The 25,780-nt window shown below is 58.0% G+C and carries 23 protein-coding genes and 1 pseudogene; 16 read left to right on the forward strand and 8 right to left on the reverse strand.

Annotated features, from left to right (window positions below):
• Positions 1-220 precede the first annotated feature (220 nt).
• The 16 genes from FHL16_RS09615 (at position 221) to FHL16_RS09690 (ending at position 16,167) form a co-directional block, all read left to right on the forward strand.
• Positions 221-1,285: an amidohydrolase family protein gene (locus FHL16_RS09615; RefSeq protein WP_020300781.1), complete on the forward strand. Its 1,065-nt coding sequence runs from the start codon at positions 221-223 to the stop codon at positions 1,283-1,285.
• On the forward strand, positions 1,285-2,136 hold the full coding sequence (locus tag FHL16_RS09620; protein ID WP_020300780.1) for a fumarylacetoacetate hydrolase family protein: 852 nt from the start codon (positions 1,285-1,287) through the stop codon (positions 2,134-2,136). Before FHL16_RS09615 ends, FHL16_RS09620 begins: the two co-directional genes overlap by 1 nt.
• Before the next feature lie 13 nt (positions 2,137-2,149).
• A complete protein-coding gene (locus FHL16_RS09625; RefSeq protein ID WP_020300779.1) occupies positions 2,150-3,052 on the forward strand; it encodes a 3-hydroxyacyl-CoA dehydrogenase in 903 nt (300 codons plus the stop codon).
• Complete coding sequence (locus FHL16_RS09630; protein ID WP_020300778.1) at positions 3,049-4,224, forward strand: thiolase family protein; 1,176 nt, start codon at positions 3,049-3,051, stop codon at positions 4,222-4,224. Before FHL16_RS09625 ends, FHL16_RS09630 begins: the two co-directional genes overlap by 4 nt.
• A gap of 1 nt (position 4,225) precedes the next feature.
• Positions 4,226-4,729 carry a carboxymuconolactone decarboxylase family protein gene (locus tag FHL16_RS09635; RefSeq protein ID WP_177346230.1) on the forward strand — a complete coding sequence of 168 codons (504 nt, stop codon included), beginning with the start codon at positions 4,226-4,228 and terminating at the stop codon, positions 4,727-4,729.
• 139 nt (positions 4,730-4,868) lie between these two features.
• A complete protein-coding gene (locus FHL16_RS09640) occupies positions 4,869-6,146 on the forward strand; it encodes a cytochrome P450 (protein WP_060766155.1) in 1,278 nt (425 codons plus the stop codon).
• Between the two features lie 113 nt (positions 6,147-6,259).
• Positions 6,260-7,567 (forward strand): amidohydrolase family protein, encoded by a 1,308-nt coding sequence (locus FHL16_RS09645; RefSeq protein WP_020300775.1) that lies wholly within the window; start codon positions 6,260-6,262, stop codon positions 7,565-7,567.
• Between the two features lie 110 nt (positions 7,568-7,677).
• Positions 7,678-8,826 (forward strand): acyl-CoA dehydrogenase family protein, encoded by a 1,149-nt coding sequence (locus tag FHL16_RS09650; protein ID WP_077748096.1) that lies wholly within the window; start codon positions 7,678-7,680, stop codon positions 8,824-8,826.
• Positions 8,826-9,899: an acyl-CoA dehydrogenase family protein gene (locus FHL16_RS09655; protein WP_077748097.1), complete on the forward strand. Its 1,074-nt coding sequence runs from the start codon at positions 8,826-8,828 to the stop codon at positions 9,897-9,899. Before FHL16_RS09650 ends, FHL16_RS09655 begins: the two co-directional genes overlap by 1 nt.
• Positions 9,896-10,696: a crotonase/enoyl-CoA hydratase family protein gene (locus FHL16_RS09660; RefSeq protein ID WP_057005059.1), complete on the forward strand. Its 801-nt coding sequence runs from the start codon at positions 9,896-9,898 to the stop codon at positions 10,694-10,696. Before FHL16_RS09655 ends, FHL16_RS09660 begins: the two co-directional genes overlap by 4 nt.
• Before the next feature lie 42 nt (positions 10,697-10,738).
• The gene (locus tag FHL16_RS09665) at positions 10,739-11,863 is read left to right on the forward strand and encodes an acyl-CoA dehydrogenase family protein (RefSeq protein WP_057005060.1); all 1,125 of its coding nucleotides are present in this window, start codon (positions 10,739-10,741) and stop codon (positions 11,861-11,863) included.
• Positions 11,864-11,887: 24 nt separating this feature from the next.
• Positions 11,888-12,439: a glutathione peroxidase gene (locus FHL16_RS09670; protein WP_077748098.1), complete on the forward strand. Its 552-nt coding sequence runs from the start codon at positions 11,888-11,890 to the stop codon at positions 12,437-12,439.
• A gap of 4 nt (positions 12,440-12,443) precedes the next feature.
• Positions 12,444-13,328 carry a pantoate--beta-alanine ligase gene (panC, locus tag FHL16_RS09675; RefSeq protein WP_077748099.1) on the forward strand — a complete coding sequence of 295 codons (885 nt, stop codon included), beginning with the start codon at positions 12,444-12,446 and terminating at the stop codon, positions 13,326-13,328.
• Entirely contained in the window at positions 13,325-14,182 is an 858-nt protein-coding gene (locus FHL16_RS09680) for a cache domain-containing protein (RefSeq protein WP_077748100.1), read from the forward strand. The genes panC and FHL16_RS09680 overlap by 4 nt, the downstream gene beginning before the upstream one ends.
• Positions 14,183-14,224: 42 nt before the next feature.
• A complete protein-coding gene (locus FHL16_RS09685; RefSeq protein WP_077748101.1) occupies positions 14,225-14,965 on the forward strand; it encodes an alpha/beta fold hydrolase in 741 nt (246 codons plus the stop codon).
• Complete coding sequence (locus FHL16_RS09690) at positions 14,965-16,167, forward strand: MFS transporter (RefSeq protein WP_077748102.1); 1,203 nt, start codon at positions 14,965-14,967, stop codon at positions 16,165-16,167. Before FHL16_RS09685 ends, FHL16_RS09690 begins: the two co-directional genes overlap by 1 nt.
• A 205-nt stretch (positions 16,168-16,372) precedes the next feature.
• On the opposite strand, the gene FHL16_RS09695 is transcribed toward FHL16_RS09690, so the two are convergent.
• The 8 genes and pseudogenes from FHL16_RS09695 to FHL16_RS09735 form a co-directional block, all read right to left on the reverse strand.
• Complete coding sequence (locus FHL16_RS09695) at positions 16,373-17,827, reverse strand: tyrosine-type recombinase/integrase (RefSeq protein ID WP_077748103.1); 1,455 nt, start codon at positions 17,825-17,827, stop codon at positions 16,373-16,375.
• 294 nt (positions 17,828-18,121) lie between these two features.
• Positions 18,122-18,419, reverse strand: a pseudogene (locus tag FHL16_RS34395) (integrase); the annotation flags it as partial.
• 523 nt (positions 18,420-18,942) lie between these two features.
• Positions 18,943-19,935: a LacI family DNA-binding transcriptional regulator gene (locus FHL16_RS09710; RefSeq protein ID WP_077748104.1), complete on the reverse strand. Its 993-nt coding sequence runs from the start codon at positions 19,933-19,935 to the stop codon at positions 18,943-18,945.
• A gap of 75 nt (positions 19,936-20,010) precedes the next feature.
• Entirely contained in the window at positions 20,011-21,513 is a 1,503-nt protein-coding gene (locus FHL16_RS09715; RefSeq protein ID WP_077748105.1) for a glycoside hydrolase family 32 protein, read from the reverse strand.
• Positions 21,510-22,655: an ABC transporter ATP-binding protein gene (locus FHL16_RS09720; protein WP_077748106.1), complete on the reverse strand. Its 1,146-nt coding sequence runs from the start codon at positions 22,653-22,655 to the stop codon at positions 21,510-21,512. The genes FHL16_RS09715 and FHL16_RS09720 overlap by 4 nt, the downstream gene beginning before the upstream one ends.
• Positions 22,656-22,682: 27 nt before the next feature.
• Positions 22,683-23,525 carry a carbohydrate ABC transporter permease gene (locus FHL16_RS09725; RefSeq protein WP_077748107.1) on the reverse strand — a complete coding sequence of 281 codons (843 nt, stop codon included), beginning with the start codon at positions 23,523-23,525 and terminating at the stop codon, positions 22,683-22,685.
• On the reverse strand, positions 23,522-24,484 hold the full coding sequence (locus tag FHL16_RS09730) for a carbohydrate ABC transporter permease (protein ID WP_077748108.1): 963 nt from the start codon (positions 24,482-24,484) through the stop codon (positions 23,522-23,524). The genes FHL16_RS09725 and FHL16_RS09730 overlap by 4 nt, the downstream gene beginning before the upstream one ends.
• A 21-nt stretch (positions 24,485-24,505) precedes the next feature.
• On the reverse strand, positions 24,506-25,780 hold the full coding sequence (locus tag FHL16_RS09735; protein ID WP_077748152.1) for an ABC transporter substrate-binding protein: 1,275 nt from the start codon (positions 25,778-25,780) through the stop codon (positions 24,506-24,508).

The following is a 25,780-nucleotide window of genomic DNA, read 5'->3' on the forward strand; positions in this document are numbered from 1 at the left end:
GCAAAGCATTTTTCGACTCGGGTCGAGGGCTCTGGGTCAGGCCTCTCCGCGCGCCAATAAAATAAATTGAACAGTATTTTGATTTCTGCTCAATTTAATCTTAAGCTCTGGTCTTAGCAGTGAGCCGTCGGCTTCCCCTTTTCGCGGCAATTTGATCCAGGCCGCGTGAAAGCACCGCGCAAATAACCAACAAAAAGTGCCAACTTCGAGGTACCTAAACATGCTTATCGATCTTCACGCCCACGCACCGCACCCTGGCTATTACAACCAGCACCCTCACTGGGGGCCGTTCTTCGAGCAGCACGCCGATGGCGATATCAAGCTGCGTGTAGGTGACTGGATTCTCGGTCTTGGGTCGCCAGAGCGTAAGGCTGCCGTGCGCTCCGGCAAGGGTCCCAAGCTTGAAGAGTATTTTGCGCGCTGGGCTGATCCGAAAGTACGCTTGGCTGGCATGGACGCAGCGGGACAGAATTTGCAGGTCGTTTCCGTCCCATCCCACTGCTACATGTACTGGACCGAAGCCGAATTCGCCGTACCTTTCGCCCGCACCGTCAACGAGACACTCGCGGAATACTGCTCCGCGGCCCCTGATCGCTTGATGTTCTGGGCTCACGTGCCTTTGAATGCGCCAGAAGCGGCGGCGGCTGAATTGCGTTACGCCTGCACCGTACTGGGCGCTAAAGGTCTGGTTGCTGGCGGCGCCAACTTCGGCGGCCTGGAGTTCGATTCGCCGGAACTCGACGTGGTGTGGAAAACCCTCTGTGACCTGGATCTGCCGATGTTTATTCACGGCTACAACCAGTCGGTCACCTGGGGCAAGAACGCCAACGACGACCGCTACGAAACTACCGCGATCGTGGGTATGCAATACGACGAAAGCCGTTGTTTCTGGAACCTGATTTGCGGCGGCGTGCTGGATCGCTTCCCCGACCTTAAGGTGTACATCACCCATGGCGGCGGCTATGTCCCGTACCAACTCGGTCGTCTGGCCAAGACCAACGAGAACCTCGACGTCAAATACAACAAAAAGCCGCTGCTCGAGTACATGAAAAACTTCTACTTCGACGTTGAGCTGCATGAAGTACCGATGCGCCAAGCCTTGGTCGATATCATCGGTGCAGACCATGTGCTGTACGGCAGCAACTTCGGCGGTAGCGATGCCGTGCGTCACGACCTGACCCATGGCCTGAAGTTGTCCGACGCCGACTTGCGCAAGATTCGCTATGAAAACGCATGCCGCTTGCTGCACATCGATCCTGCCAAGTTGGGCAAGGTAGGTGCCTGATGAAACTGGCGCGATGTGAGTATTTTGAAACGGGCGTTTTTTGGGCGGTGGTCGATGTCGCCCAAGATCAGGTGACACCGATTTCCGGCAATTTCAAGGATTGGGCGCCCGGCGTGGCTGCCGGACGCGGCATCAGTTCGTTGCGTTTCGCCGGGCCTGCGCTGCCACTCTCCAAAGTGCGCCTGCTGCCACCGATAGAACCCGTCAACCGGGTGGTCGTGGCAGGCGCCAATTACGCCAAGCATTTGGTGGAGTTTGGATTGAGTGCGCCGTCCCAGCCAGTCGCCTTTCTCAAGGCTTATGGCGCGCTGATTGGCGCCAATGACCCGATCCGCTTTCCACCGTTGACTGAGGAGCTCGATCACGAAGTTGAATTGGTGGCGGTCATCGGTACTGACGAGATTGACCTGGAAAACCCGCTCGCTTGCGTGCTCGGTTACACCGTTGGCAATGACGTCAGCGCGCGAGACCTGCAGCGTAGCGGGCCGGCGGGTATTGGCATGGATCTGTTCGCGGCCAAAAGCCAGGATCAGACCACCGGGCTGGGTCCCTGGATCGTCACGAAGGATGAATTTCCGCAAGGGTCACCAACGCTGCGCCTGACCTTGAAAGTAAATGGTGAAACGCGCCAGGACGGCTCCACCGGCGAAATGACCTGGGGTGTTGATCATCTGATCCGCTTTGTCCAGCAGCGCTCGAGTTTTGCCTGTGGCGATGTGTTGTTCACGGGTTCGCCGGCGGGAGTGGGGATGGGCACCGGTCTGTTCCTCAAGGAAGGCGATGTGGTCGAAGCCAGCGTCGAAGGCATTGGCACGTTGCGCAATGTGGTCAGTAAAAAGAACCGCGCCTAATCGAGAGCCAAACATGAACGCCAATAAAGAAAAAGTAGTCGTCGTCGGTGCGGGTCTGATGGGCACCGGTATTGCGCATGCGTTCGCCAGCTCCGGTTTCAGTACGTTGTTGGTCGATACCAATGCCACCTCCCTGACAAACGCCAGGACGAGCATCGAAAAAATCCTTGCCGATGGCGTGCGCCTGGGCAAAGTCAGCGAAGAAAAAGCCCAGCAATCGTTGGCCAATCTACTGACCTGCAGCGACTTGACTGAAGCAGCGAGTGGCGCCAATTGGCTGGTTGAGACGGTCTCCGAGCAGTTGGCAGTGAAGAAAGCGGTGCTCACGCAAGCGGCGCCACTGCTGGCACCGGACGCGATTATCGCGACCAATACGTCGGCCCTCAGCGTGACCGAAATTGCGGCGTCAGTGGAGTGTGCAGATCGCGTGATCGGCATGCACTTCTTCAACCCTGTGCACAAAATGAAACTGGTGGAGCTCGTGCGGGGGTTGGCTACCAGTGATGAAGTGGTGAATCGCACTCGCAACCTGTGCGATCAGATCGGCAAAACCTCCATCATCGTCAATGAATCGCCCGGACTGACCACCAGCCGCATGTCCGCACTATTGGGCAACGAGGCGATGTGGATGCTGCAGGAAGGCACCGCGACCGCCGAAGACATCGACACGGCACTACGTCTGGGTTTCAACCATCCGATGGGCCCGTTGGAACTGGGTGACCTGACCGGTTGGGATACGCGGCTGTCTGTTCTGCGTTATCTGCACCAGACCTTGGGCGAAAAATTTCGGCCCTGCCCACTGATCATCAAAATGGTCGCTGCCGGACGATTTGGGCGCAAGTCGGGGCAGGGGGTTTACCGCTACGAAGACGGTAAACAAGTACCGGGTTCAGGGCTCAAGGCGAGTGCGTTATGAAAGACATCGTCATAGTTGATGCGGTACGCACGCCAATCGGCAAGTTCCGCGGCAGCCTGGCCGGCGTGCGCGCCGATCACCTCGGGTCGCTGGTGCTCAGTCACTTGCTGGAACGGGTCGATGTGTCGCCGACGTTGGTCGACGATGTGATATTTGGCAATGTCACGCAAATTGGCGAACAGTCCGCCAACATTGCCCGCACGGCCTTGCTCGGCGCCGGTTGGCCGGTCAGCGTGCCGGGGCTGACCATCGACCGTAAATGTGGTTCGGGCGAAGTGGCCGTGCATTTGGCCGTTGGTGCTATCGCGGCGGGTTCCGCTGATATCGTGGTGGCGGGTGGCGCGGAAAACATGAGCCGCGTGCCCATGGGCAGTAATCGTGAAATCCACGGCGAGGCGTTTGGCTGGATGGCAGCGCAACGCTATGAACTGACCAGTCAGGGCGAGGCTGCTGAGCGTATCGCCGACAAGTGGGCGCTCAGTCGCGATGCGCTGGATGATTTCGCTTTTGCCAGCCATCAGCGCGCTGCCGCGGCGTCCGATGCCGGTTATTTCGATAATGAAATAGTGCCGGTTGCGGTCGAGGAGCTACGTGAGCAGGTGCTGACGGAGCCAGCTGTTGTGTTGCGCCACGATGAAACCATTCGTCGTGATACTTCGCGGGAAAAGCTGTCGACGCTTAAAACCAGTTTTCGTCCGGATACCGGCCGCATCACTGCTGGTAACTCGTCACAGATCTCCGACGGAGCAGCGGCATTGCTGTTGATGAGTGCCGAAACCGCGAAAAAACTCGGGCTCAGGGCTCGAGCGCGGATTGTGGCGTTCACAACCGTCGGTTCCGATCCGACATTAATGCTCACCGGCCCGATTGCTGCCACTCAAAAGGTGTTGAGCCAGGCTGGGCTGAACATCAACGACATCGACTTGTTCGAGGTCAATGAAGCGTTTGCCTCGGTGCCGCTAGCCTGGATGCAGGAGACAGGTGTGCCGCACGACAAGTTGAACGTCAATGGTGGCGCCATTGCCCTCGGTCATCCATTGGGCGCCAGTGGTGCACGATTGATGACCACGTTGTTGAACGAGCTTGAACGCCGAGGCGGGCGTTTTGGCTTGCAAGCCATTTGCTGCGCCGGCGGTATGGGCACGGCGACCATCATCGAACGGCTCGATTGAGATGGCACGCCTACCGCTGATCCCGCTGGATGCCATGCCGTCTGCGTTGCAAGACGCGGTAGAGCGGGGCCGGCGCAGTCGCATGCTCAGTTCAACGACGCCGGTGCAGGTCTGGGCTCACCGACCCAAGGTAGCCCTGGCCTGGCTGGGTTTGATGGAGAGCCTGCACAGCGACAGCCTGCTTGATGAGCGTTTGCGCGAGTTGGTGCGGCTGAAAATCGCCAGCATCACCACTTGCCAGGCCTGCCAACTGGCGCGCAAGTCCGACGCAGTGACGGAAGAGGATATTGCGTGCATGGCCACAGACAGCGAGTCCTTCACGCCAGTCGAACGTGCCGCGTTGCGTTATGCCGAATTGTTTGCCAGCGATTACCTGGAGATCGACGACACGCATTTCTTGCGACTCGGGGAGTTTTTCTCTGACGCCCAGGTGGCAGAGCTGGGGCTGTACTGCGCCCTGATGTTGGCGGGTGGCCGCATGACACTGGTGCAGCAGGCCTACTGACACGTCTCGCAGCACAAATAGTTGATCGAAATATTAATAAGTGTCCAATACAGATCTAGTCAGGCCTATTATCAGTCGGAAGGTATGGCCTTCAGCAGCTGCCTGACAAAAAATAATGACAAAAATAGCGGAGACGATCATGTCCACACCGGCACAGAACGACCTGACGAAGGCTTTCACCGATGTAGCCAGTAATTATCGCGGTACCAGCGATATCGACCTGCACGCGACCTACCGCGATATGCGCGCCAATTCGCCTGTGCTGCAAGGCAACTTCATGGCGAGTCTGGGCGTGCCGTCGATTGCCGGCCTGGATGCCAGCCGGCCGACCTTCACACTGTTCAAATACGACGATGTCATGGCGGTCATGCGTGACGCCGGCACCTTTACCAGCGGTTTTATCGCCGAGGGGCTGGGGGCGTTTTTCGATGGTTTGATCCTTACCGCAATGGACGGGGATGCTCACAAGAACATCCGTAACCTGCTGCAACCGGTATTCATGCCCGAGACGGTGAATCGCTGGAAGGAAACCAAGATCGATCGGGTGATTCGCGAGGAGTATCTCAAGCCGATGGTGCCGGCCAAGGGCGCCGACCTGATGGACTTTGCCCTGTATTTTCCGATCCGGGTGATTTACTCGTTGATCGGCTTTCCCGAGGATCGTCCCGAGCAGATCGAGCAGTACGCGGCCTGGGCGCTGGCCATCCTGGCGGGCCCGCAAGTCGATCCGGAAAAAGCCGCCGCGGCCCGCGGCGCCGCCATGCAGGCCGCTCAGGCTCTATACGATGTGGTGAAAGTGGTGGTGTCCGAGCGTCGCGCTGAGGGCGCATCGGGCGATGACCTGATCAGCCGGCTGATCAACGCGGAGTATCAAGGACGGTCGCTGGACGATCATGAAATCGCCACTTTTGTACGCTCACTGCTCCCGGCTGCCAGCGAAACCACGACTCGCACCTTCGGTACCTTGATGTCGTTGCTGCTGCAAAATCCGGATGTGCTGGAGCGGGTGCGTAATGACCGAAGCCTTGTAAACAAGGCCATCGACGAAGCGGTGCGCTTCGAGCCTGTGGCCACTTTCAAGGTGCGTCAGGCCGCCAAGGACCTGGAGATTCGCGGTGTAGCCATCCCCAAAGGGGCAATGGTGCAATGCATCGTGACCTCAGCCAATCGCGACGAAGATGCATTCGAAAACGCCGATAAATTCGACATCGACCGCAAGCCCAAACCTTCGTTTGGTTTTGGCTTTGGCCCACACATGTGTATCGGTCAATTCGTGGCCAAAACCGAGATCAACTGCGCACTGAATGCAATCCTCGATCTGATGCCCAACATCCGTCTCGACCCTGACAAACCCGGGCCGCAGATCGTCGGCGCACAGCTGCGCGGTCCGCACTATCTGCACGTGCTGTGGGACTGATGGGGGGATGCATTTGATTTAATATGAACAGATTCAAAAAATGTGTTTAATTAAGTCGAGATGTGCACTATGATTCAGGCACAACAACAAGCCCGAATGCGAAGGGGAAAACAATGAAAGTTGAAGATCTGATTCTTGTCAGTGTCGATGACCACGCGATCGAGCCGCCGAATGCTTTTGCTCGCCACATGCCTGCCCGCTTCAAGGGTCGTGAGCCGCATGTGGTCAAAAAGGGTGATCGTGATGTGTGGGTCTTCGAGGAACAGGCCACTGGCTACATGGGCCTCAATTCCGTGGTCGGTCGACCAAAAGAGGAATACGGCATGGAGCCGCTGGGCTACGAGCAAATGCGCCGTGGCACCTGGAACATCAAGGACCGCGTCGACGACATGAACGCCAACGGCGTGCTCGGTTCATTGTGCTTCCCCACCTTCCCGGGCTTTGCCGGGCAACGTTTCCAGGTACACGCTGATCGCGACGTGTCGATGGCGGCCATCCAGGCCTACAACGACTGGCATTTGCACGACTGGTGCAACGCTGCGCCAGGCCGCTTCATTCCGCTGATGATCGTGCCGTGGTGGGACATGAAAGCCGCTGCTGCCGAAGTCGAGCGTCTGGCCAAACAGGGCGTGCACGCACTTTCGCTGTCGGACAACCCGGCTATTCATGGCTACCCGTCGATCCACAGTGATTACTGGGACCCGCTGTGGAAAGCCTGCAGCGATAACAAGGTGGTGATCTGCTGTCATATCGGTACCGGCGTGAAAGCTCAACACGCTTCGGATTTGTCGCCTATCGACGCCTGGATCACCTCCATGCCGATTTCCATCGCCAACTCCGCCGCTGACTGGATCTGGGCGCCGATGTGGAAGAAATTCCCGGACCTGCGCATGGCGCTTTCCGAAGGCGGCATCGGCTGGATTCCTTATTTGCTGGAGCGTGCTGACTTCACCCACCGTCACCATAACGCGTGGACCAATTCAAACTTCGACGGGAAGATGCCTAGCGACATCTTCAACAAGCACTTCATCACCTGCTTCATTGAAGATAATTTCGGCCTGAAGAACCTCGATTATCTGAACGCCGAGATGGTCACATGGGAAAGCGATTACCCGCACTCCGACTGCACCTGGCCGAACTCGCCAGAGACCGCGTGGGAAGGGTTGCAGCACCTGCCTAAAGAAATGATCGACAAAGTCACTCACTTGAACGCCATGCGTGAGTTTTCCTTTGATCCGTTCTCCATCCATGGTCGGGAAAACTGCACCGTCGGCGCGCTGCGGGCTCAGGCCACGCACGTCAGCATCGAGCCAGCGCTGGGCTTGGGTGGTGCCGATCACGGTCGCCACGACAACAAGCCGGTCACCTCCGGCGACATCAATGCGATGTTCGCCGAGGCTGACGCGCAAACCGCGTTGTAAGTTGCCGCTGTTCCTACAGTCGCCGGCCAACGGCGACTGTGGAGCGGTTGCCGTTCTGTGGTCGCTTCGTTCGAAGCGATTGCGCCTGTGTTCAGCGTTAGAGAGCGCATATGGCCATCAGTCAATTTTCCTACAGCAATATTCCTCCCGAGGCGGAAGCGCTTCGCACCGAAGTGCGGGCGTTCATTCTCGACACACTGGCCGATTACCCACCCACCTTGAGTGCGCAGTCCTGGATGGGCTTCGACGCTGAATTCAGCAAGAAACTCGGCGCGCGAGGCTGGGTCGGCATGGCCTTGCCCAAAGCCTACGGCGGTGGCGAGGCGGGTCCTTTTGCACGCTACGTGATCATTGAAGAATTGCTGGCCTCCGGTGCGCCGGTATCGGCCCACTGGATCGCCGACCGGCAAAGCGGGCCGCTGATCAATCGCTTCGGTACCGAGCAACAAAAACAGCACTACCTGCCAGCCATTTGCCGGGGTGAAAGTTACTTCTGCATCGGCATGAGCGAGCCCAATTCCGGCTCGGACCTGGCTTCGATCAAAAGCACTGCTGTGCGTGATGGCGATAGCTGGCTAGTCAATGGCCAGAAGGTCTGGACCACAAACGCGCACCATTCGCAGTACATGATTACCCTGGTGCGTACCGGTGAGAAACAAGCGGCCCGGCATGAGGGCATGTCGCAATTCATCGTCGACCTTAGCCTGCCTGGCATCACCATCCGCCCGATTCGCGACCTGGCCGGTGGCGAGCACTTCAACGAAGTGTTTTTCGACAATGTGCGGCTGCCCGCCGATGCCTTGATTGGCACTGAGGGCAAGGGTTGGGATCAGGTGACCGCTGAACTGGCCTTCGAACGCAGCGGCCCTGAACGTTTCCTCAGTTGCATGGCGTTGTTGAAAACACTGATCGACGCAGTGGGCAAGACCCCTGACGCACTACAAGCGCGGGAGATCGGACGGCTGTCGGCCAAGCTGCTGACGCTGCGCAATATGTCGTTGTCGGTCACGGCACAGTTGGCGGCGGGTGAACATCCAGCCTGGGCGGCCTCCTGTGTGAAAGACCTTGGCAATGCTTTTGAGCAGGAAATCCCCGAGGTAGCCCAGCTGTTGCTGGAAACCGAGCCACGGCAGGACGGCGGCAGCGAGCATGCATGCGTGCTGGCCTACCTGACACAGATGGCGCCCTCATTCTCACTGCGCGGGGGCACTCGCGAAATTCTGCGCGGCATCATTGCCCGCGGCCTGGGGTTGCGATAATGCGCGAGATATTCGAAGCGACGATTGAACGCCTGTTTGCCGATCTGGCGACGCCGGCTTACGTGATGGGCTGTGAAGGCGGCGAATGGCCGGCCGAGTTGTGGGCCGCGCTGGACGAGTCGGGCTTCACCCAGGCGGGTGTATCCGAAGCGCTGGGCGGCGCTGAAGCCAGTTGGGCCGATATGTATGTGTTGGTCCGTGCCGCCGGGCGCTTTTCAGTGCCCGCGCCACTGGGTGAGGCCTTGCTCGGCAACTGGCTGCTGAGCAAGGCCGGCCTGGAGGGAAGGGCGGGTGCAATCAGCGTGGCCGCCAATTCCGATCTGGTGCTTGATGGCGAGCGCGTTTATGGCACCGCCTGCTCGGTCCCTTGGGGGCGCAACGTTGAAGCGGTCGTCGCCATCGCCAATAGCCCAGCCGGTGTTGCGCATGTGGTGCTGCTGCCGCGTAGCGCTGCAAGCGAACTGACGTTGAGTCTGAATGTGGCGGGCGAACCGCGCGATGATTTGGGTTTCACTAGTGCCAAGGTATTGGCGCAAGCACCGTTGCCCAGCGGGCTCGACGCCAATGTCCTGGAATTGGGCGGCGCGATGCTGCGCGCGGCGCAGTCCGCCGGGGCGTTGCACGCGCTACTGGACATGACCGCCAACTATGCCGGTGAACGCAAGCAGTTCGGCAAGGCAATCGGTTCTTTTCAAGCCATTCAACAACAGCTCGCAGTATTCGCTGAGCAGGCTGCCGCCGCCGGCATCGCGGCCGAGGCGGCCTTCACGGAATCCAGTGCGGGGCTCGCCGCGCTGACCATTGCCGCGGCAAAAATCAGCACAGCCGAAGCCGCCAGCGTCGGTGCCGGCATCGCCCATTCGGTGCATGGCGCCATCGGCTTTACCGAGGAATATCCGCTGCATCTGCTCACCCGTCGGTTGTGGGCGTGGCGCAGTGAATTCGGCTCGGCCAGCCTTTGGAGTCAGCGCCTGGGTACTCAAATATGCCAAGGCGGCAGCGATGGATACTGGCCGTTGCTCACCAGCCATGGCCAACAACCTTTAACCCGTCTCGCGAGTAATCCGGTATGAGCCCGTTTCTTCAGATTGAGCGTGAGGGCGGCATCGTCACTGTGCGCATGAACCATCCCGACACGCGCAATGCCCTGACGACGCGCGAGCAGATCCAGGAGTTTGTCGATCTCTGCGCCGAGCTGCGCCGTGATATGTCGGTGCGGGTCATGGTGCTTACCGGCAATGGCAGCGCTTTTTGTGCCGGTGGCAACGTCAAGGACATGCACGAGCGCGGCGGCATTTTCGCCGGCTCGCCGTATGAACTGCGCAATACCTACCGGGACGGCATTCAGCGTATTCCCCTGGCGATTTATGAGCTGGATATCCCGGTGATCGCCGCGGTTAACGGCCCGGCGATCGGTGCGGGCCTCGATCTTGCCTGTATGTGCGATATCCGGCTGGCGGCGCCCAAGGCGATCTTCGCCGAGAGTTTCGTGCGCCTGGGCATCGTTCCGGGTGACGGCGGCGCCTGGCTGTTGCCGCGCATCATTGGTATCCCGAAAGCCAGTCTGATGGCGTTTACCGGTGACGCTATCGATGCAGCCAAGGCGCTGGAATGGGGCCTGGTCGAGCAAGTCTGCACCCACGAAACGCTGCAATCGGAAGCGCAGGCGCTCGCGCGCCGAATCGCCAGCAACCCGGGTCATGCGTTACGCCTGTGCAAGCGTCTGCTGCGCGAAGGCCAACATATGCGCCTCGATTCGCTTCTGGAATTGTCGGCGGCGTATCAGGCGTTGGCGCATCACACCGAAGACCATCATGAAGCGGTGGCGGCTTTTGTCGACAAGCGCGATCCCAATTACCAGGACCGCTGATTACCCATCGCCCAATACAAGAATCGATCTGGAGTAAGCAAAATGCGTGGCGTATTTCGAGAAGACCACAACATGTTCCGTGATCAGGCCCGCCGTTTCGTCGACCGCGAAATCGTGCCCTACCTGCATGAGTGGGAAAAGAACGGCATCGTTCCCAAGGAAGTCTGGCTCAAGGCCGGTGAGAACGGCTTGTTATGCTCCACGGTGCCCGAAGAATACGGTGGCCCCGGAGGCGACTTCGGTCACTCGGCGGTTATGATCGAAGAGCTGGCGCGGGCCAACGCTACCGCCGTGGGTTTCACCACCCACTCGGAAATCGTCACGCCTTACATCGTTGCCTATGGCAGCGAAGAGCAGAAGCAGCAATGGCTGCCACGTATGGTCAGTGGTGAGTTGATCGGCGTGATCGCCATGAGCGAGCCGGGTATCGGCAGCGACCTGCGTGCCATGCGCACTTCGGCGCGGCGTGACGGTGATGACTACATCGTCAACGGCCAGAAGACCTTTATCACCAACGGCGGCAATGCCGGGCTGGTGGTCACCGCCACCAAGATTGATCCGGCGGCCAAGGAACTCACCCTGATCTGCGTTGAGGAAGACCGAGCCGGCTTCGCCAAGGGGCGTCTGCTGGAAAAGATTGGCCTGAAAGGGCAAGACACTGCCGAATTGTTTTTTGATGAAGTCCGGGTGCCCGTCGGCAATCGATTGGGTGAGGAGGGGATGGGATTCAAATACCTGACTCATCAATTGGCTTGGGAACGCCTGATCATCGCGATCCGTGCCGCGCAATCCATCGACACGCTGCTGGAAGAAACCATCGGCTACACCCGGGAGCGCAAGGTCTTCGGAAAACCGGTGCTCGACTTCCAGAACACCCGCTTCAAACTCGCTGAAGCCAAGGCCCAGGCCACCATGTTGCGGGTGTTCGTCGACGACTGCCTGGCCAAAGTGATGCGCGGTGAACTGACGCCGGAAATCGCGGCAATGGCCAAACTGCTGGGATCGGAAATGCAGGGCAAGCTGCTTGACGAATTCCTGCAATTACATGGCGGCTACGGGTTCATGAGCGAATACAAGATCAGCCGCGCCTGGGTCGACGCCCGAGTTGCGCGCATCTATGGCGGCACCTCGGAAATCATGAAAGAAATCATCGGCCGTACCCTTTGAAGCACATTTGCATGAGGCAAACAGATGAGTAATTCCCTTTACGACATTTCGATGAAGCAGATCGATGGAAGCGTCCGCACCCTTGGCGACTATCGGGGCAAGGTCCTGTTAGTGGTCAACGTCGCTTCAAAATGCGGGCTGACCCCGCAATACGAGGGCTTGGAAAAACTGTACCAAGACAAAAAATCCCAAGGCCTGGAAATACTGGGTTTCCCCGCCAACAACTTCAAGGAACAAGAACCGGGTAGCGATGTGGAAATCGTTGAGTTCTGTTCAGTGAACTATGACATTCACTTTCCGTTGTTCTCGAAAGTCTCGGTTGTCGGCGCGGACCAGCATCCTCTCTACGCCGAGCTGACTGCCGCACAACCTGAAACGACGGGTGAGGGCCCTTTTCGGGAGCGTCTGCAGGGTTATGGCATCGAGTCAGAAAACACAACGGACGTACTCTGGAATTTCGAAAAGTTTCTAATTGATCGGCAGGGCACGGTCGTTGCTCGTTTCGCTCCAGACATTGCGGCTGATGATCCTCGTTTGCTTGAAGCAATCGAAGCTCAATTAGTCCAAGAGGCGTGAAGCGGTGCTGACAGTCGATACGGTTAGCGCGCTTCGTGCGCTCGTGGCCCGTGCACGAGGTGAAAACAAGAAAGTCGCGCTGGTGCCGACAATGGGCAACTTGCATGACGGTCATATCGCCTTGATTCATTGCGCAAAGCAGCGAGCCGATTTTGTGGTCGCCAGCATCTTCGTCAATCCACTCCAGTTCGGGGCGAATGAGGATCTGGCCAACTATCCTCGGACCCCCGACGCCGATCTCGAAAGACTGGTCAACGCCGGGTGTGATGCGCTGTTTGCCCCTGCTGTCGAACAGATCTATCCAGATGGAATGCTCAATCAGGCCATCGTCAGTGTGCCGAACGTGTCTGAAGGTCTTTGCGGTGCGGCACGTCCTGGTCACTTTGATGGCATGGCCACTGTCGTCGTCAAGCTGCTGAACATTGTTCAGCCAGACGTGGCGGTTTTCGGGGAAAAGGACTATCAGCAGCTGGCAGTCGTCCGCTCGATGGTCAGGGATCTCAATATGGTGACTGACGTTGTCGGTGCACCGACGATCCGGGCCGCGGACGGCTTGGCATTATCGTCGCGCAACGGCTATCTGAGTGACCATGAGCGTTCGGTGGCCCCCGTCCTTTACGCTTGTTTGAAGCAAATGGCGGCGAGTATCCAGGTTGAGGGGCGGGTGACTGAGCGCCAGTTGATTGAATGTAATCAACGTATAAGCGACGCCGGTTTTCAGCCGGAATACTTTGAAGTCAGGAATGCTCAGGATTTAAAACCTCTGACCAGCTCCGATACTCACTTTGTGATTCTGGTGGCGGCGCGCATCGGCAAAACGCGGCTGATTGACAATCTGACGGTGGACCTTCGGCCATCAAAAAGATCACCAGAGGAACAACACCCATGAGCCTCTATCGAGCGTTCACTGTTCTTGGCCTGTGCCTTGTCTCTCTTGTCGGCATGGCTCAACAAGCGCCAGTGGATGCCTATGGTGCCGACACCCAGCGTGCCAACGCCTTGCTGTTAAAAGCTGTCGCCGAATACAAAGCCAAGGGCGACACCGCCCTGGCCGAGTTCAGTCGCCAGGGCGCCTATGTCGATGGTGAGCTGTACATCTACGTGGTCGATACCTCCGGTGTGATGCTTGTCAGCGGAGGGCCTTCGGTTTCACTGGTCGGAAAACCGGTGGTCAGCGTTCTGGACGACGACCTCAAGGCTGTATTTCAGCAAGCCATTTCGCAGCCAGAAGACGGCATCGTGCGTAGCGCCGAATACCGCTGGTGGAACTGGCAACACGGCAAGGTCGAGCGTAAGCGCGTGTTCTATCAACGAGTGAAAGATCGGGTGATCTCCGTGGGTTACTACATGCCACGGTCCAGCCCCGAGCAGGCACAACAGCTGCTGCGCCAGATTTCCGAGCAAGTTGCCAGCAACGCGAAAACCACCGTCGAGCTCATTAATCAGCACGATAAGCAGCTTACCCAGGATGATCTTTACGCCTTTGTGGTGGACCTGAAAACCAAGCGGTTCGTCGCTCACGGCTTTTCGCCCCGGCTGATCGGCACCGACTTCAAGTCATTGCGCTCAACCGACGGCAAGCCGATTGGCGAGGACATACTCAAGCAGATGAACGCGCATGAAGCAGGCGAGATCACCTATCAATGGCGCAACCCTATGACCGGGCAGAACGAATACAAGAGGACTTTTCTGCAGCGGGTTAATGGATACGTCGTCGCCGTGGGCTGCTATGCAATCAAGTGATCAAAACAGGGACCACCGGCGCCCGCAGCAAGGAGTGTGCGCATGACTGATTTAGTATTGCTGCATGGCGGCAACCATGGCTCGTGGTGTTGGGGGCCTTTTGTGGAGGCGTTAAACCAACACCCCGGATGTTTCGAACGAGTGATCACTCTGGATATGCCTGGGTGCGGCAAGAAACGCGGCCGAGATGTTGCGTCCCTGCGGCTCGACGATGTGGTCAAGGAACTTAATGACGACCTGCATGCACTCGGCGTGAACCAGGCCGTGTTGCTTGGGCATTCCATTGCGGGGGTCGTGCTGCCAATGATGGTGTTGGCTGCTCCGCAACTGTATTCGCAGCTGCTTTACCTGGCCTGCGCATTGCCCAGTGAAGGCCAATCGATTCTCGAGTTGCTTGGCACAACGCTGCATGGCGAAAGCCCGGAACATGTCGGCTGGCCGCTGGACCCCGCGCAAACAACCCCTCAAGCGCTGGCGGTGGCCATGTTCGGTCAGGACTTGAGTGAGCAAACCCTGAGTTGGTTGTTAAGCGAAGTGAGTCAGGACACGACGCCACTCTGTGTGGCGACAGACTCCATCAGTCGTGCGGGATACCTAGGAATGATTCCGGCGAGTTACATCATCACACTGCGCGACAACATCCTGCCCGTCGACTGGCAACGCCGTTTTGCGCAACGTGCCGGCGCGGGCGTGGTTATCGAGATAGATACGGCGCACGAGCCGTTCGTATCACACCCGCAGCTACTGGCGGATGTCATACGAGGTATAGAGCGGCATGAGTGATGAGCGATATCGGTGTTTCAATCCGTAGCAACGGCAAGGCAATCCGCAGCGATTGGTTGATCCTGTCCATTATCAGCTTCAACTTTATCTCGTACATATGCAGTGGCTTGCCGCTTGCGGTGTTGCCGGGCTATGTCCTCAATGACCTGGGCCTGACCTCGGTTTTCGCGGGTGTGGTGATCAGCTCGCAGTACCTGGCGACGCTCCTGGCCCGCCCCTTGGCCGGTGGCGTGGCTGATCGCCTGGGTGCCAAATACGCGGTTGTGTGCGGGTTCAGTGGCTTGATGTTGAGCGGCGCCCTGACGGCGCTCGCCATTATCCTGCCCACCCAACCCTGGTTGACCCTGACGCTATTACTGCTGGGGAGGCTGGTGTTGGGGGCGTCCACGGCCATGATCTCCACGCCCTGCTGCACCTGGGCCATCGGGTTATGTGGTGCCCCTCGGGCGGCACAGGTCATGTCGTGGAACGGAATAGCGGCTTACGGCGGCACGGCTGTTGGCGCGCCACTGGGTGTGCTGCTGCGCAATTCGATGGGTATCGCCAGTGTGGGGTTGTGCACCGTGTTGCTTGGCTTGGCGTTCCTGCTTTTGGCTCTGGGCAAGCGCCCAGCGCCATTGGTTGCAGGCGCCCGGCTGGCTTTTTATCGAGTCCTGTTCGCGGTCATGCCCAACGGCCTGGTCCTGGTTTGCAGCTCGGTAGGATTTGGCGGGCTTACGGCCTTCGTCGCACTGTATTTCGATAGTCTCGGCTGGAACCACGCCGCTTATTGCTTAAGTGGTTTCGGCGCAGGCTTTATCGTTGCCCGATTGTCGTCGCCGGGAATACTGCAGCGATTCAGAGGGTACAAAGTGGTGGGCGGCTGCCTGCTTGTGCAGACGTTGGGCATGCTGCTGATATGGCTCGCGCCTTCGCCTGCGCTGGCAATTGCCGGCGGCGCGCTGACCGGCATAGGGGTGTCATGGGTCTACCCGGGGCTTGGGGTGGAGACATTGGCCAGCACTCCGGCCGCGAACCGTAACTCGGCGCTCAGTGCCCTTTCATTATTCTTCGATATTGCAGTGGGGATGGCCGGTCCGGTGATGGGCCTGGTTGCGTCAGGTTTTGGTTTTGCTGCGATATTTCTCTGTGCAGCACTGATGTCGATGGGCGGGTTTCTGGTAGTGCTCTGCCTATGGCGGAAGGGGCGTATACGCGATTAGTGTTAGTTGTTTAATAGCATACCTCTGTTTCACATAACTGACGTGCAAGTAAGCTCTCCGACGATCTGTCAGCGGGAAAATAACAGAACCAGCTATACCGCTATTGGCCGATTGCTGCGTGTCATGTCGGGTCGGAATCGACCCGAACCGAGCTCTCAGCGATATATACATAACTACAAGGAGTTCAGCGTTATAAGAATTCGACTTATGACGACGGCAGAGTCTCTGCGGCTGCGTAGTCTGGAAAGGACATCATCGACTCGATCGCTGGGTGCTCGTAGGTTGAGGACAATACGGCGCTGAGTCGATCGCCCAACAGATTCCAGGCGCGTTTCTTCTCTTCGGCATAGTCGTGATGCAGGTAGTGGCGTCTCACCCGAGAGCCGGCCAGCACATGGTTTTGACAGCGATCGATGACGTCCAGGCTGACACTCAAGGCCTGCATCATGGTCGCTCCCGTTCGGCGCAGGTCATGCGGTGTCCAGTCACCGTTCTGGCCGTTGGCAAGGACCAGCGTATCGTCATGACGCCGCCTGGAGAGGGCCTTGCGGTTTTTGAACCGCGCCTGGCGATCGCCGACCTGTTTACTCACCACTTTTACGTCCACATGCCCATCATCCAGCTTGTTCGGGAAGCACCATTGGGAATGTCCCGTTAGGGTCTTCAGTTCCTGAAAGAAATGCAGGGCGAAGGGGGAGAGGAAGACATGGTGGTCCTGTTTCTTGCCCCGGGTACCTTTGACGTTTTCACTGGGGAGGAACCAGGTTTGCTGTTCCAGATCGACATTTTTCCATTCGGCCTGGAGCAACTCGCCAATCCGGCACAAGGTGCCCAGGCTGATCCAGAGCGCGAGCTGCGTTTCCTTCTTTAGCGGCCGAATGCCGTCGTATTTTTGGCCCGCGGGGAGGGCGTCGTAATCGGCGGTCATTTGCTGGAAGCGGTTGTGCAGTTCCAACAGCTCAGCCGGCGAAAGGATGCGGCTTCGTTCGGCTTCGTAGTCGGCTGGGATCAGAGGGGAGATGTCGACCAGCTCCGTCGGATCTCCCTCAACCAGCAACGCCCGCCAAGGTTGGCGCTTTCTGGCCCAGCTGAACATCTGGGTGAGGTCGGCGAAGAAGCTGATCGCTTGCCGGTGAGCGCCGCGGTTGACCACGGTGCGGATCAGCGCCCGAATATCGTGTTCGGAAACATTGTTCACCGCGGTCTTGCCGAGTGCTGGGTAAAGGTCCTTACTAAAGCGCCGTTGCAACTCGGCATTGCCATCTTTGCGCGCCACGCCGTCCAACAGCCAGGCTTTGGCCAGATCCTGGACGGTCAGCGTTTGCACCTTCGCCGTTTTTACCTGCTCGGCCTCTGCGTTCGTTGCGGCATGCGCCTGTGCCTTGGCGGTTTTCTTGTGTTCGTTGGGATTGATCTGCTCATCAATGAGCGCCCGGGCCTGGTTGCGGGCCTTGCGGATGTCCGTCAGGGATTTGCGCGGCCAGGACCCGCAGGAGTACTCTTTGTTCTGGTCGCCCCACCGATAGCGATAGAAAAAGCTGACCGACACGCCGTCCTTACGGATTGAGATTCGACCGGCGAGATTGCCGTCCTCCCTGAGGATCCGGCCGGCATCATCGGCGGTCAGCGACTCGAGTTCTTTGATGGTGATTTTGGCCATAAAATGAGTTCCCCCTACTTTTCCCCCCACAAAAACGTCGGCTCTTGATGGACGTTACTGGACTCTCGTAGAGCAGAACACCGCTGGAGCTCAAGTAAATACTAGCTTAGAAAAATCCAGAGTAAAATTTTGGAAGCTTTCAAGAAGTATGAAAAAGGAGATGGGGTGCTAGGGGTCGAGTGTTCGAATCACTCCGTCCCGACCATATTTTCTGAGTAGAATCAGACACTTAAGCCGATCATATAGATCGGCTTTTTTGCGTCTGCGCAAAACCCGCGCAAAACTGGCGCAAAACTACCCGGTGATTTCGCTGATATTCAGGTCCGGAATTGCTTCGGACCAGACGATTTCCTCGTGGTCTCGCTGGTAGTTTCTGGTCATGCCCTCGCTCGCATGGCCCGCAATTTTTTGACCATCCTTTCCGGCTTTCTTGTAAAGGTGCAGCGACAGCGCACTCGCACTTTGTGAAAGTCCGGCAACTCTTCCTCCTCCATCCCTTGTAGCAGTCTGCCGCCTCCCGGGCGTCCTTGAAGGCTCGAGTCAAATACCTCTCTTCAATCTTCGTCCAGTGGTCCTTCGTCTGCGCATGTTTCTATCAGCTTCTTATCTGGGGTTTCTCGGCCTCTTCCAGTGAACGGCGACGTCGCTGTATCGAACTCATACCACCGCTGAATACCTCAACGAGCCCTATGAGCGCGTCGAAGGCCTCCACTTCTGTTTCACAATCAACTGCACCAAACGCGCCGTTCTTTATCGTCGTAAACCAATTTCTTGTGTTGGCAGGAAGACGCTAGGCGTCGACTCATCCCCGTGGCTCCTTTTAGATGAGCCAGGCCATGTAGGCGAGGGCGACGATAGGGACGATCACGGAATCGACTGCTTGAACGGAACCGCCCAGACCCAAGGGTTGGAATCCCAGTTACCGCCAATTCGTTCCGGAGTGACCGCACTTGCGGGCGCGGTAACTGTAGGTTGTGCGTCGAAAGTCAGAGGAACAGCGGAAGGGTAGGCTTGGAGTGCAGGAATGCAGCACACTTTGGGCCATAAGTGGTCGGTGACAGGCCAGTGGCAAATCGAAAGCAAGCGGGGGGCGCTATCACCGAATTAACTAAATCTTATAGCGATGCCCTAACCACCAATGGACAATCAACTGGCTGGGCTCCCGATACGTCGAGGGTCTCTATCAGGTGCCGTGCAGCCTTGCGACCGATCTCGTAGTACGGCAGTTGCACCGTGGTCAGCGGCGGGATAAACAGCTCAGCAATACCGATCATATTGTCGTAGCCGAGCACGGCGACATCGTTGGGAATTTTCAGGCCACGGCCCAACAACAGCTGATAGGCACAAAAGGCAATGCGGTCATTGCCGCAGATCAGAATATCAAATTGGGGACGACCATCAATGACGTGCCGGTCGAGGATAGCTGCTGTTTCACAATAGGCATCATGATCGGAAAGGTCGTATTGCAGGAGCGCGTCAGGCGCCAGTCCGAATGCCTGACAGGCGCGCTGCATGCCTTTTTGTCGCAGGCCCCAGGCCAGACTCTGTTTTGGCAGATTGATACACAGAGGGCGCTTATAGCCGAGGTTCAACGCGTAGTGTACGGCCCGATACTGCCCCATTTCGTCGTCTGGTACATAGCTGACGAGACGGCTGTCATCTGCCAGGCAATTGGCGAGCACCAGCGGTTTGCTCTTCAATCGCTCGGGAATGCACACCTGGCGAAACCCCATGGCGCTGAAGATCAAGCCGTCCGGACGGTGCGATAGCATCAGGTCGATGTTCTGGTCGGTGGGCGGGTTGCTTAACAGGTTGAGGATAAATACATTCCAGCCGGCTTGCTGCGCGGTCTGCTCGATGGACAGCAGCAGCTCGACCGCGAATGGTGTGGTCGCGGTGTCCAGCGCGAACACACCGATGGTTCGCGACTGGAGGTTGTCGCCGCGCATCTTGCGTGCCGACAGGCTCGGTACGAATTGCAGTTCATCAATGGCACGACGCACCCGCAGAAGAGTTTCGGGGCTCAGTTTTTCCGGAGTGTTGAGCGCTCGAGAAACCGTCATCAGGGACACGCCGGCCAGCTGTGCAACGTCTTTCACTGAAGTCATGCGAAGTGAGGCCGGTCAGGTTGACGCAGAATCATGACACATGGCCCGCGCTTCTCGCGACCCGAATGACGCCGCTCATAGCCATCCCGAGTCGAGAGGCCATGCCTTGGGAATCGAGACACGCCCGCCACTCCCGCTTGCTAGCAGCTTCACGCCCAGACTGTCGGGCCGCGGATAGAGGCGACTGCTGAGGCTGAAGCGTCCGTTTTCGTCGAACACCTCGATGGACGAGCGATCGAGGAACACGCGCAGTTCCAGTCGATCTTGTATCGGGTCTATCGATACGCTGCGCTGGCCTGTGACTTGCGCACCCGAGCGGCTGCGGTCAAGCACCAGGCGATTCAGTGATGCATCGTAGTAGAGCAGGGTTTCTTCACGGCCATCGTCGCTGCAACGCAAGGCGACTCCCAAGTGGCCGTCGGTGCACCCGAACAAATCCAGATGCACATGGATTTCGAGCATATCGCCATTCACTTCCGGCACCCACCGGGTTCCCGACTCCTCCCACCACGGCGTACCAGGCAATTGCGTCATTCGCAGAGCGGTGAGCTCCCGTGCCGGATACACGAAAAGGCGATCTGCGCACAGTTCAAGTTCGCGTGGCAATCCGAGCATGCCGCACCAGTGATGGGCCTGGCTCGGCATCGGGCTTTCCCACATGTCGAGCCACGCCCACACGAGGCGTCGACCATCGGCGGCCAATAGCGTCTGCGCCGCATAGAAATCGTGGCCGTTATCCAACTCGATAAAAGGCCCGCCGGTGAAGTTCCACTCGTTGTCGAGTCGGCCCACTCGGTAACCAGTCTGGAACTTGTTAAGCCGTTCGTAGCCATGGGGTAGCATGCCTTGGGGGGAGTACAGCAGCACATCGCGTCCGTTCAGTCGAAACAGATCCGGGCACTCCCACATATAGCCATCGCCCTCGCTGCCGCTGGACACATAATCAAGGAACTCCCAAGTATGCAGATCCGTGGAACGGTACAGCGGAAGCAGCGGCATATCGCCCAGACGTGCGCCGACAATGAGGTACCAATAGTCATCCTCCTTCCATACCTTGGGGTCACGAAAGTGCATGATAGTGTCTTGCGGCGCGGTCTCGATGACTGCGCCATGCTTGACGAACCGGATGCCGTCGATGCTGGTGGCCAGGCACTGGACTTGTCGGATCAAGCGTTCATCACCCACTTCCCCCAGCCAGGTGTGTCCGGTGTAGATCAGTGCCAAGGTGTCTCCACACACCACTGCGCTACCGGAAAAACATCCGTCACGGTCGAAGTCATCGCCGGGTGCCAGCGCAATGGGCAGGTGCTGCCAATGAACCAGATCGGCACTCTTGGCGTGGCCCCAATACATCGGGCCCCATTTCGCGTCGAAGGGGTGGTGCTGATAGAAAACGTGATATTCGCCACGAAAGTACACTACCCCATTAGGGTCGTTCATCCAGCCTGCCGGCGGGGAAATATGATAACCGGGTCGATAATCCTGGATGACGCGAGACAGGCTGTCTCCCAGTGCGCGCTGCGCAAGGTCAAGGGACGAAGACATTGGATCGCTCATGGTATTCAAAGATAAGGTCATAGGGCGCCTGCTCGGACTGAGCGTGGAGAGACGTCATCCGGCAGGGTTTCAATGACTTGTGGGTGGCGCCTCAAGGCCGTGCCGTCGGCGTCGAACAGGTGCAGGTTGTCGAAGTCCAGCTGCAGTTCGACCCGATCGCCTGCCTGCCATCCGGCGTTGACTTCACAACGACAGATCAGTGGCTCGTCCTGACCTGTATCCAGGTGCACATAGGTTTCACTGCCCAGGTATTCGACCGCGGTAACGACGACGCCGGCAGTTCCCTGCGCCGCCTTGAGCGACATGTGTTCCGGGCGAATTCCCAGGCTAAGCGGGGCGTCTGCCGCCAGGTTCGAGCTGTCGAAGGGCAGGGAGGTCATACCCAAAACGGGAGTATCGACCAGGCTGGTTTCGCCCGGGGCATGCAGGCGCGCCGTCAGAAAGTTCATTCTGGGCGAACCGAGAAAACCGGCGACAAAGCGGCTGGCCGGGCGTTCATAGAGTTCGCGCGGTGAACCGACCTGCTCTACGCGACCGCCGTTGAGTACAACAATTTTGTCGGCCAGGGTCATCGCTTCCACTTGATCGTGAGTGACGTAGATCATCGTCGAGCCCAGTCGATCATGCAGCCGGGCAATTTCGTTGCGCATCTGCACCCGCAAGGATGCATCCAGATTGGAGAGCGGCTCATCGAACAACAAAATGTCCGGTTCGCGCGCCATGGCTCTGCCCATTGCCACTCGCTGACGCTGCCCTCCAGACAGTTCTTTTGGCTTGCGTTGCAGCAGTTTGTCCAACTGAAGGATTTGCGCTGTTTTCAGCACGCGCTCGCGCAGGCTGCTCTTTTCAGTCTTGGCCAGTTTGAGACCAAAGCTGATGTTGTCGTAGACGCTCATGTGCGGGTACAGCGCATAAGACTGAAACACCATACCGACGCCACGCTCGCGCGGTTCCAGGTCGTTGACCCGTCGCCCGTCGATCAGCAGGTCGCCGCCGCAGATCGAATCCAGTCCGGCAATCAGTCGCAGCAGGGTCGACTTTCCGCAGCCAGAAGGGCCAACGAACACCACGAATTCACCCGCAGCAATCTCCAGGCTAACGTCGCGAAGAATCCGCACGCCGCCCAATTGTTTGTTCACGTTGTCCAGTTTCAATTTGATCACGATGCTGTTCCTTGTACGTGTTGGGCATCAACCCTTTAACGCGCCGGTAGTGAGACCGGAAACGATTCGGCGCTGGAAGATCAGCACCAGAATCACCAGTGGGACGGTGACCAGCACCGAGGCGGCCATCAACAGCCCCCAAGGCAACTCATGGGGGCTACCGCCGGAAATCAAGGCGATGGCGACCGGTACTGTGCGTTGCGTGTCTGTGAGGGTGAAGGTCAAGGCAAACAGGAACTCGTTCCAGGCTGCGATAAAGGCCAACAGGCCAGTGGTGACCAGTGCAGGCCAGAGCAGCGGCAACAACACGCGGGTCAGCGTGACCCAGGGCGAAGCGCCATCCATGATTGCTGCTTCCTCCAGTTCATGGGGCAGTTGCCCCATGAACGTGGTCAGCACCCACACGGTGAAGGGCAGGGTGAAAATCGTGTAGCTCAGGATCAACGCCAAAGACGTGTTGTACAGACCCAGGGCGCGGATCACTTCGAACAGCCCCGACAGTACAGCGACTTGGGGAAACATCGACACGCCGAGAACCATCATCAATACCGTGCCACGTCCACGGAATTTCACCCTTCCCAAGGCATAGGCGGCGGTCAGGCTGAGAAACAGCGCCAGCGTCACCACGCACAGCGCGACCAGCAGCGAGTTACCGATAGCCCGTAGGAATGAGGCTTGATGGAGTACCGCCGCGTAATTGGAGAAGTCGGGGTTTTCGATCCAGTAGCTCACCTTGAACAAGGCACTGGACGGCTTTAGCGAAGTCACGATGGCGTAGTAGAAAGGGAAGACCGCATACAGCAGCAACACCCCGATCAGACACCAGAACCCGAGGCGCCACAGCGCTTTTTTCAGTAGGCGCTGGCTCATGACCGAACCTCCAGTTGACGGCGTCCGAGGTAGAGATAAAGCATGGCGATTACCGCAACGACCAGAAACAACAGAGTCGAGGCCGCGCTGCCATAGCCAACATCCTGGAACTCCACCAGGTGCTGGCGGGCATAGACCGACATGCTCATGGTGCTCGATGAGTTCGAGGTCAGCACATAGATGACGTCGAAAACCCGCAGCGAGTCGAGGATGCGGAAGATCGCCGCCACCAGCAGTGCGGGCATCAGCAGGGGAAGCGTGACACGCCAGAATACCTTCAGCGGATGAATGCCATCGACCCTGGCGGCTTCGTAGCAATCGCTCGGCAACATCTGCAAGGCCGCCAGCATCAGCAGCGTGACAAAAGGGACGGTCTTCCAGACGTCGACGATGATCACCGCCCACATCGACAGATCCGCGTCTGCTGTCCAGGCCAGGGGAGCGTCAATCAGGCCGATACTCAGCATCAGGTGATTGATGATGCCGAACTGGTCGTTGAGCATCCATGACCAGATCTTCGCCGAGACAATGGTAGGAATCGCCCACGGAATCAGAATCAACGCACGCACCAAAGAACGGCCGGTGAACTTGATGTTCAACAGCAACGCCACCAGTAGCCCTAGTACGACTTCCAGTCCCACCGACACCACAGTGAAATGCAACGTGTTGCGCACAGCGTTCCACCATTGTGGATCGACCAGGATGCCCGACCAGTTGGAACCGTTGTGGAACAGATAATTGCTCAAGCCTACGAAGGATCCACCACGGGTGTCAGTCAGGGTGGCGTCAGTCAGGCTGAACCAGAATGTACGCAGTAGCGGCCAGGCGGCCACGAGGGCCAGACACATCAACATCGGTGTCAGAAACAGCCAGGCGGCGCGTACTCGGCGACGCTGTACAGGCGTTTCCCTGGTGACCAGGAGCTCGTCACAGGGGGCATGGGTAATAGAGACAGACATGGTGAATTCCTTCCTTGTGGCTTACCAGTTCCGGCGTTTGATGCGCGTGAGTTCGCTTTCCAGTTCGGCCAGCGCCTGATCGACCGGCAACTCGCCTGCCAGCACGCCATGCACTCGATCGAAGAACGCGTTGGAGACCCGTGGATAGCGCTCGGCTGTTATTGAGGCGGGGCGCATGACCCCTTCGTTGAGAATACTGAGGAGTTGACTGTAATAAGGCATGGCCGCGAGCAGCTCGGGGTCTTGATATAGCGACTCGATAACCGGGTTATAGCCGCCTACTAAAGCTCGATGTTTTTGCTGCCGGGCACTGGTCAGGTAGGTCACCAGTTCTGCGGCAAGTTTTGGATGGGCGCTGTAACGCGATACCGCCAGGCCCCAGCCACCGAGGGTGGAGGCATGGGTGCCGGTCATGCCGCCTCGGGGCAGGGGAGCGACGCCGACTTTATCTTTTACGGCACTATCCTGGCTTTGTACCAAGGCCCAGACATAAGGCCAGTTACGCATGAACAACGCATTTCCCGACTGGAATACGCCTCGTCCTTCTTCCTCGGTGTAGTTGAGTACGCCACGCGGGGAGATGTCTCCTACCCAGCTTTTCGCCAGGGTCAAAGCAGTTCTCGAGGCCTGACTGTTGACCACGATATCTCCTGCTGGATTGACCAGTCCGCCTTCCGGTTGGCTGCTGATCCACTCCAGCGCATTACACGTCAGCCCCTCGTAAGCGCGTCCCTGAAAGATGTAACCCCATGCATTGGGGTTCCCGGCAGTGCGCTCTGCTTGTTGAACATCCCTGGCGGTAGCGGTCATTTCCTCCCAGGTCTGGGGAACCTGCTTGGCGTACTTCTCAAGCAAGTCCTTGCGGTAATACAGCAGGCCCGAGTCGGTGAACCACGGCATCGTCACCAGTCGTCCATTCACCGTGGCGTTATCCACCTGTGTCTGGAAGTAACCTTGAGTCGCGTTGGCGGGCAGCACCTCGCGCAGATCCATCAGATGTTTGGCCAGCATTCCTGGCCACACCATATCGATTTGAATGATGTCGATGTCGGTGGACTGAGCACTGAGGATCTGTTGGTAGAACGACAACCTCTCGGTTGCCGAGTTAGGCGTGGAAACTACCTCGACGTTGTTGCCGGTCTGTTTCGACCACGCCTCGACAGCCTCCTTGCACAGTTGTAATTCGGCCCCCACTGCACCGCACGAAATCGTCAAATCGGCTGCGCTCGAGACGGATGGAAGTCCGGCACAGAGGGTGATTAGTGCTGCAGGAAGGAGAGATTTCAGATGTTTCAT

It is taken from the genome of Pseudomonas sp. FSL W5-0299, from assembly GCF_005930655.1.
Taxonomy (GTDB): Bacteria; Pseudomonadota; Gammaproteobacteria; order Pseudomonadales; family Pseudomonadaceae; genus Aquipseudomonas; species Aquipseudomonas mandelii.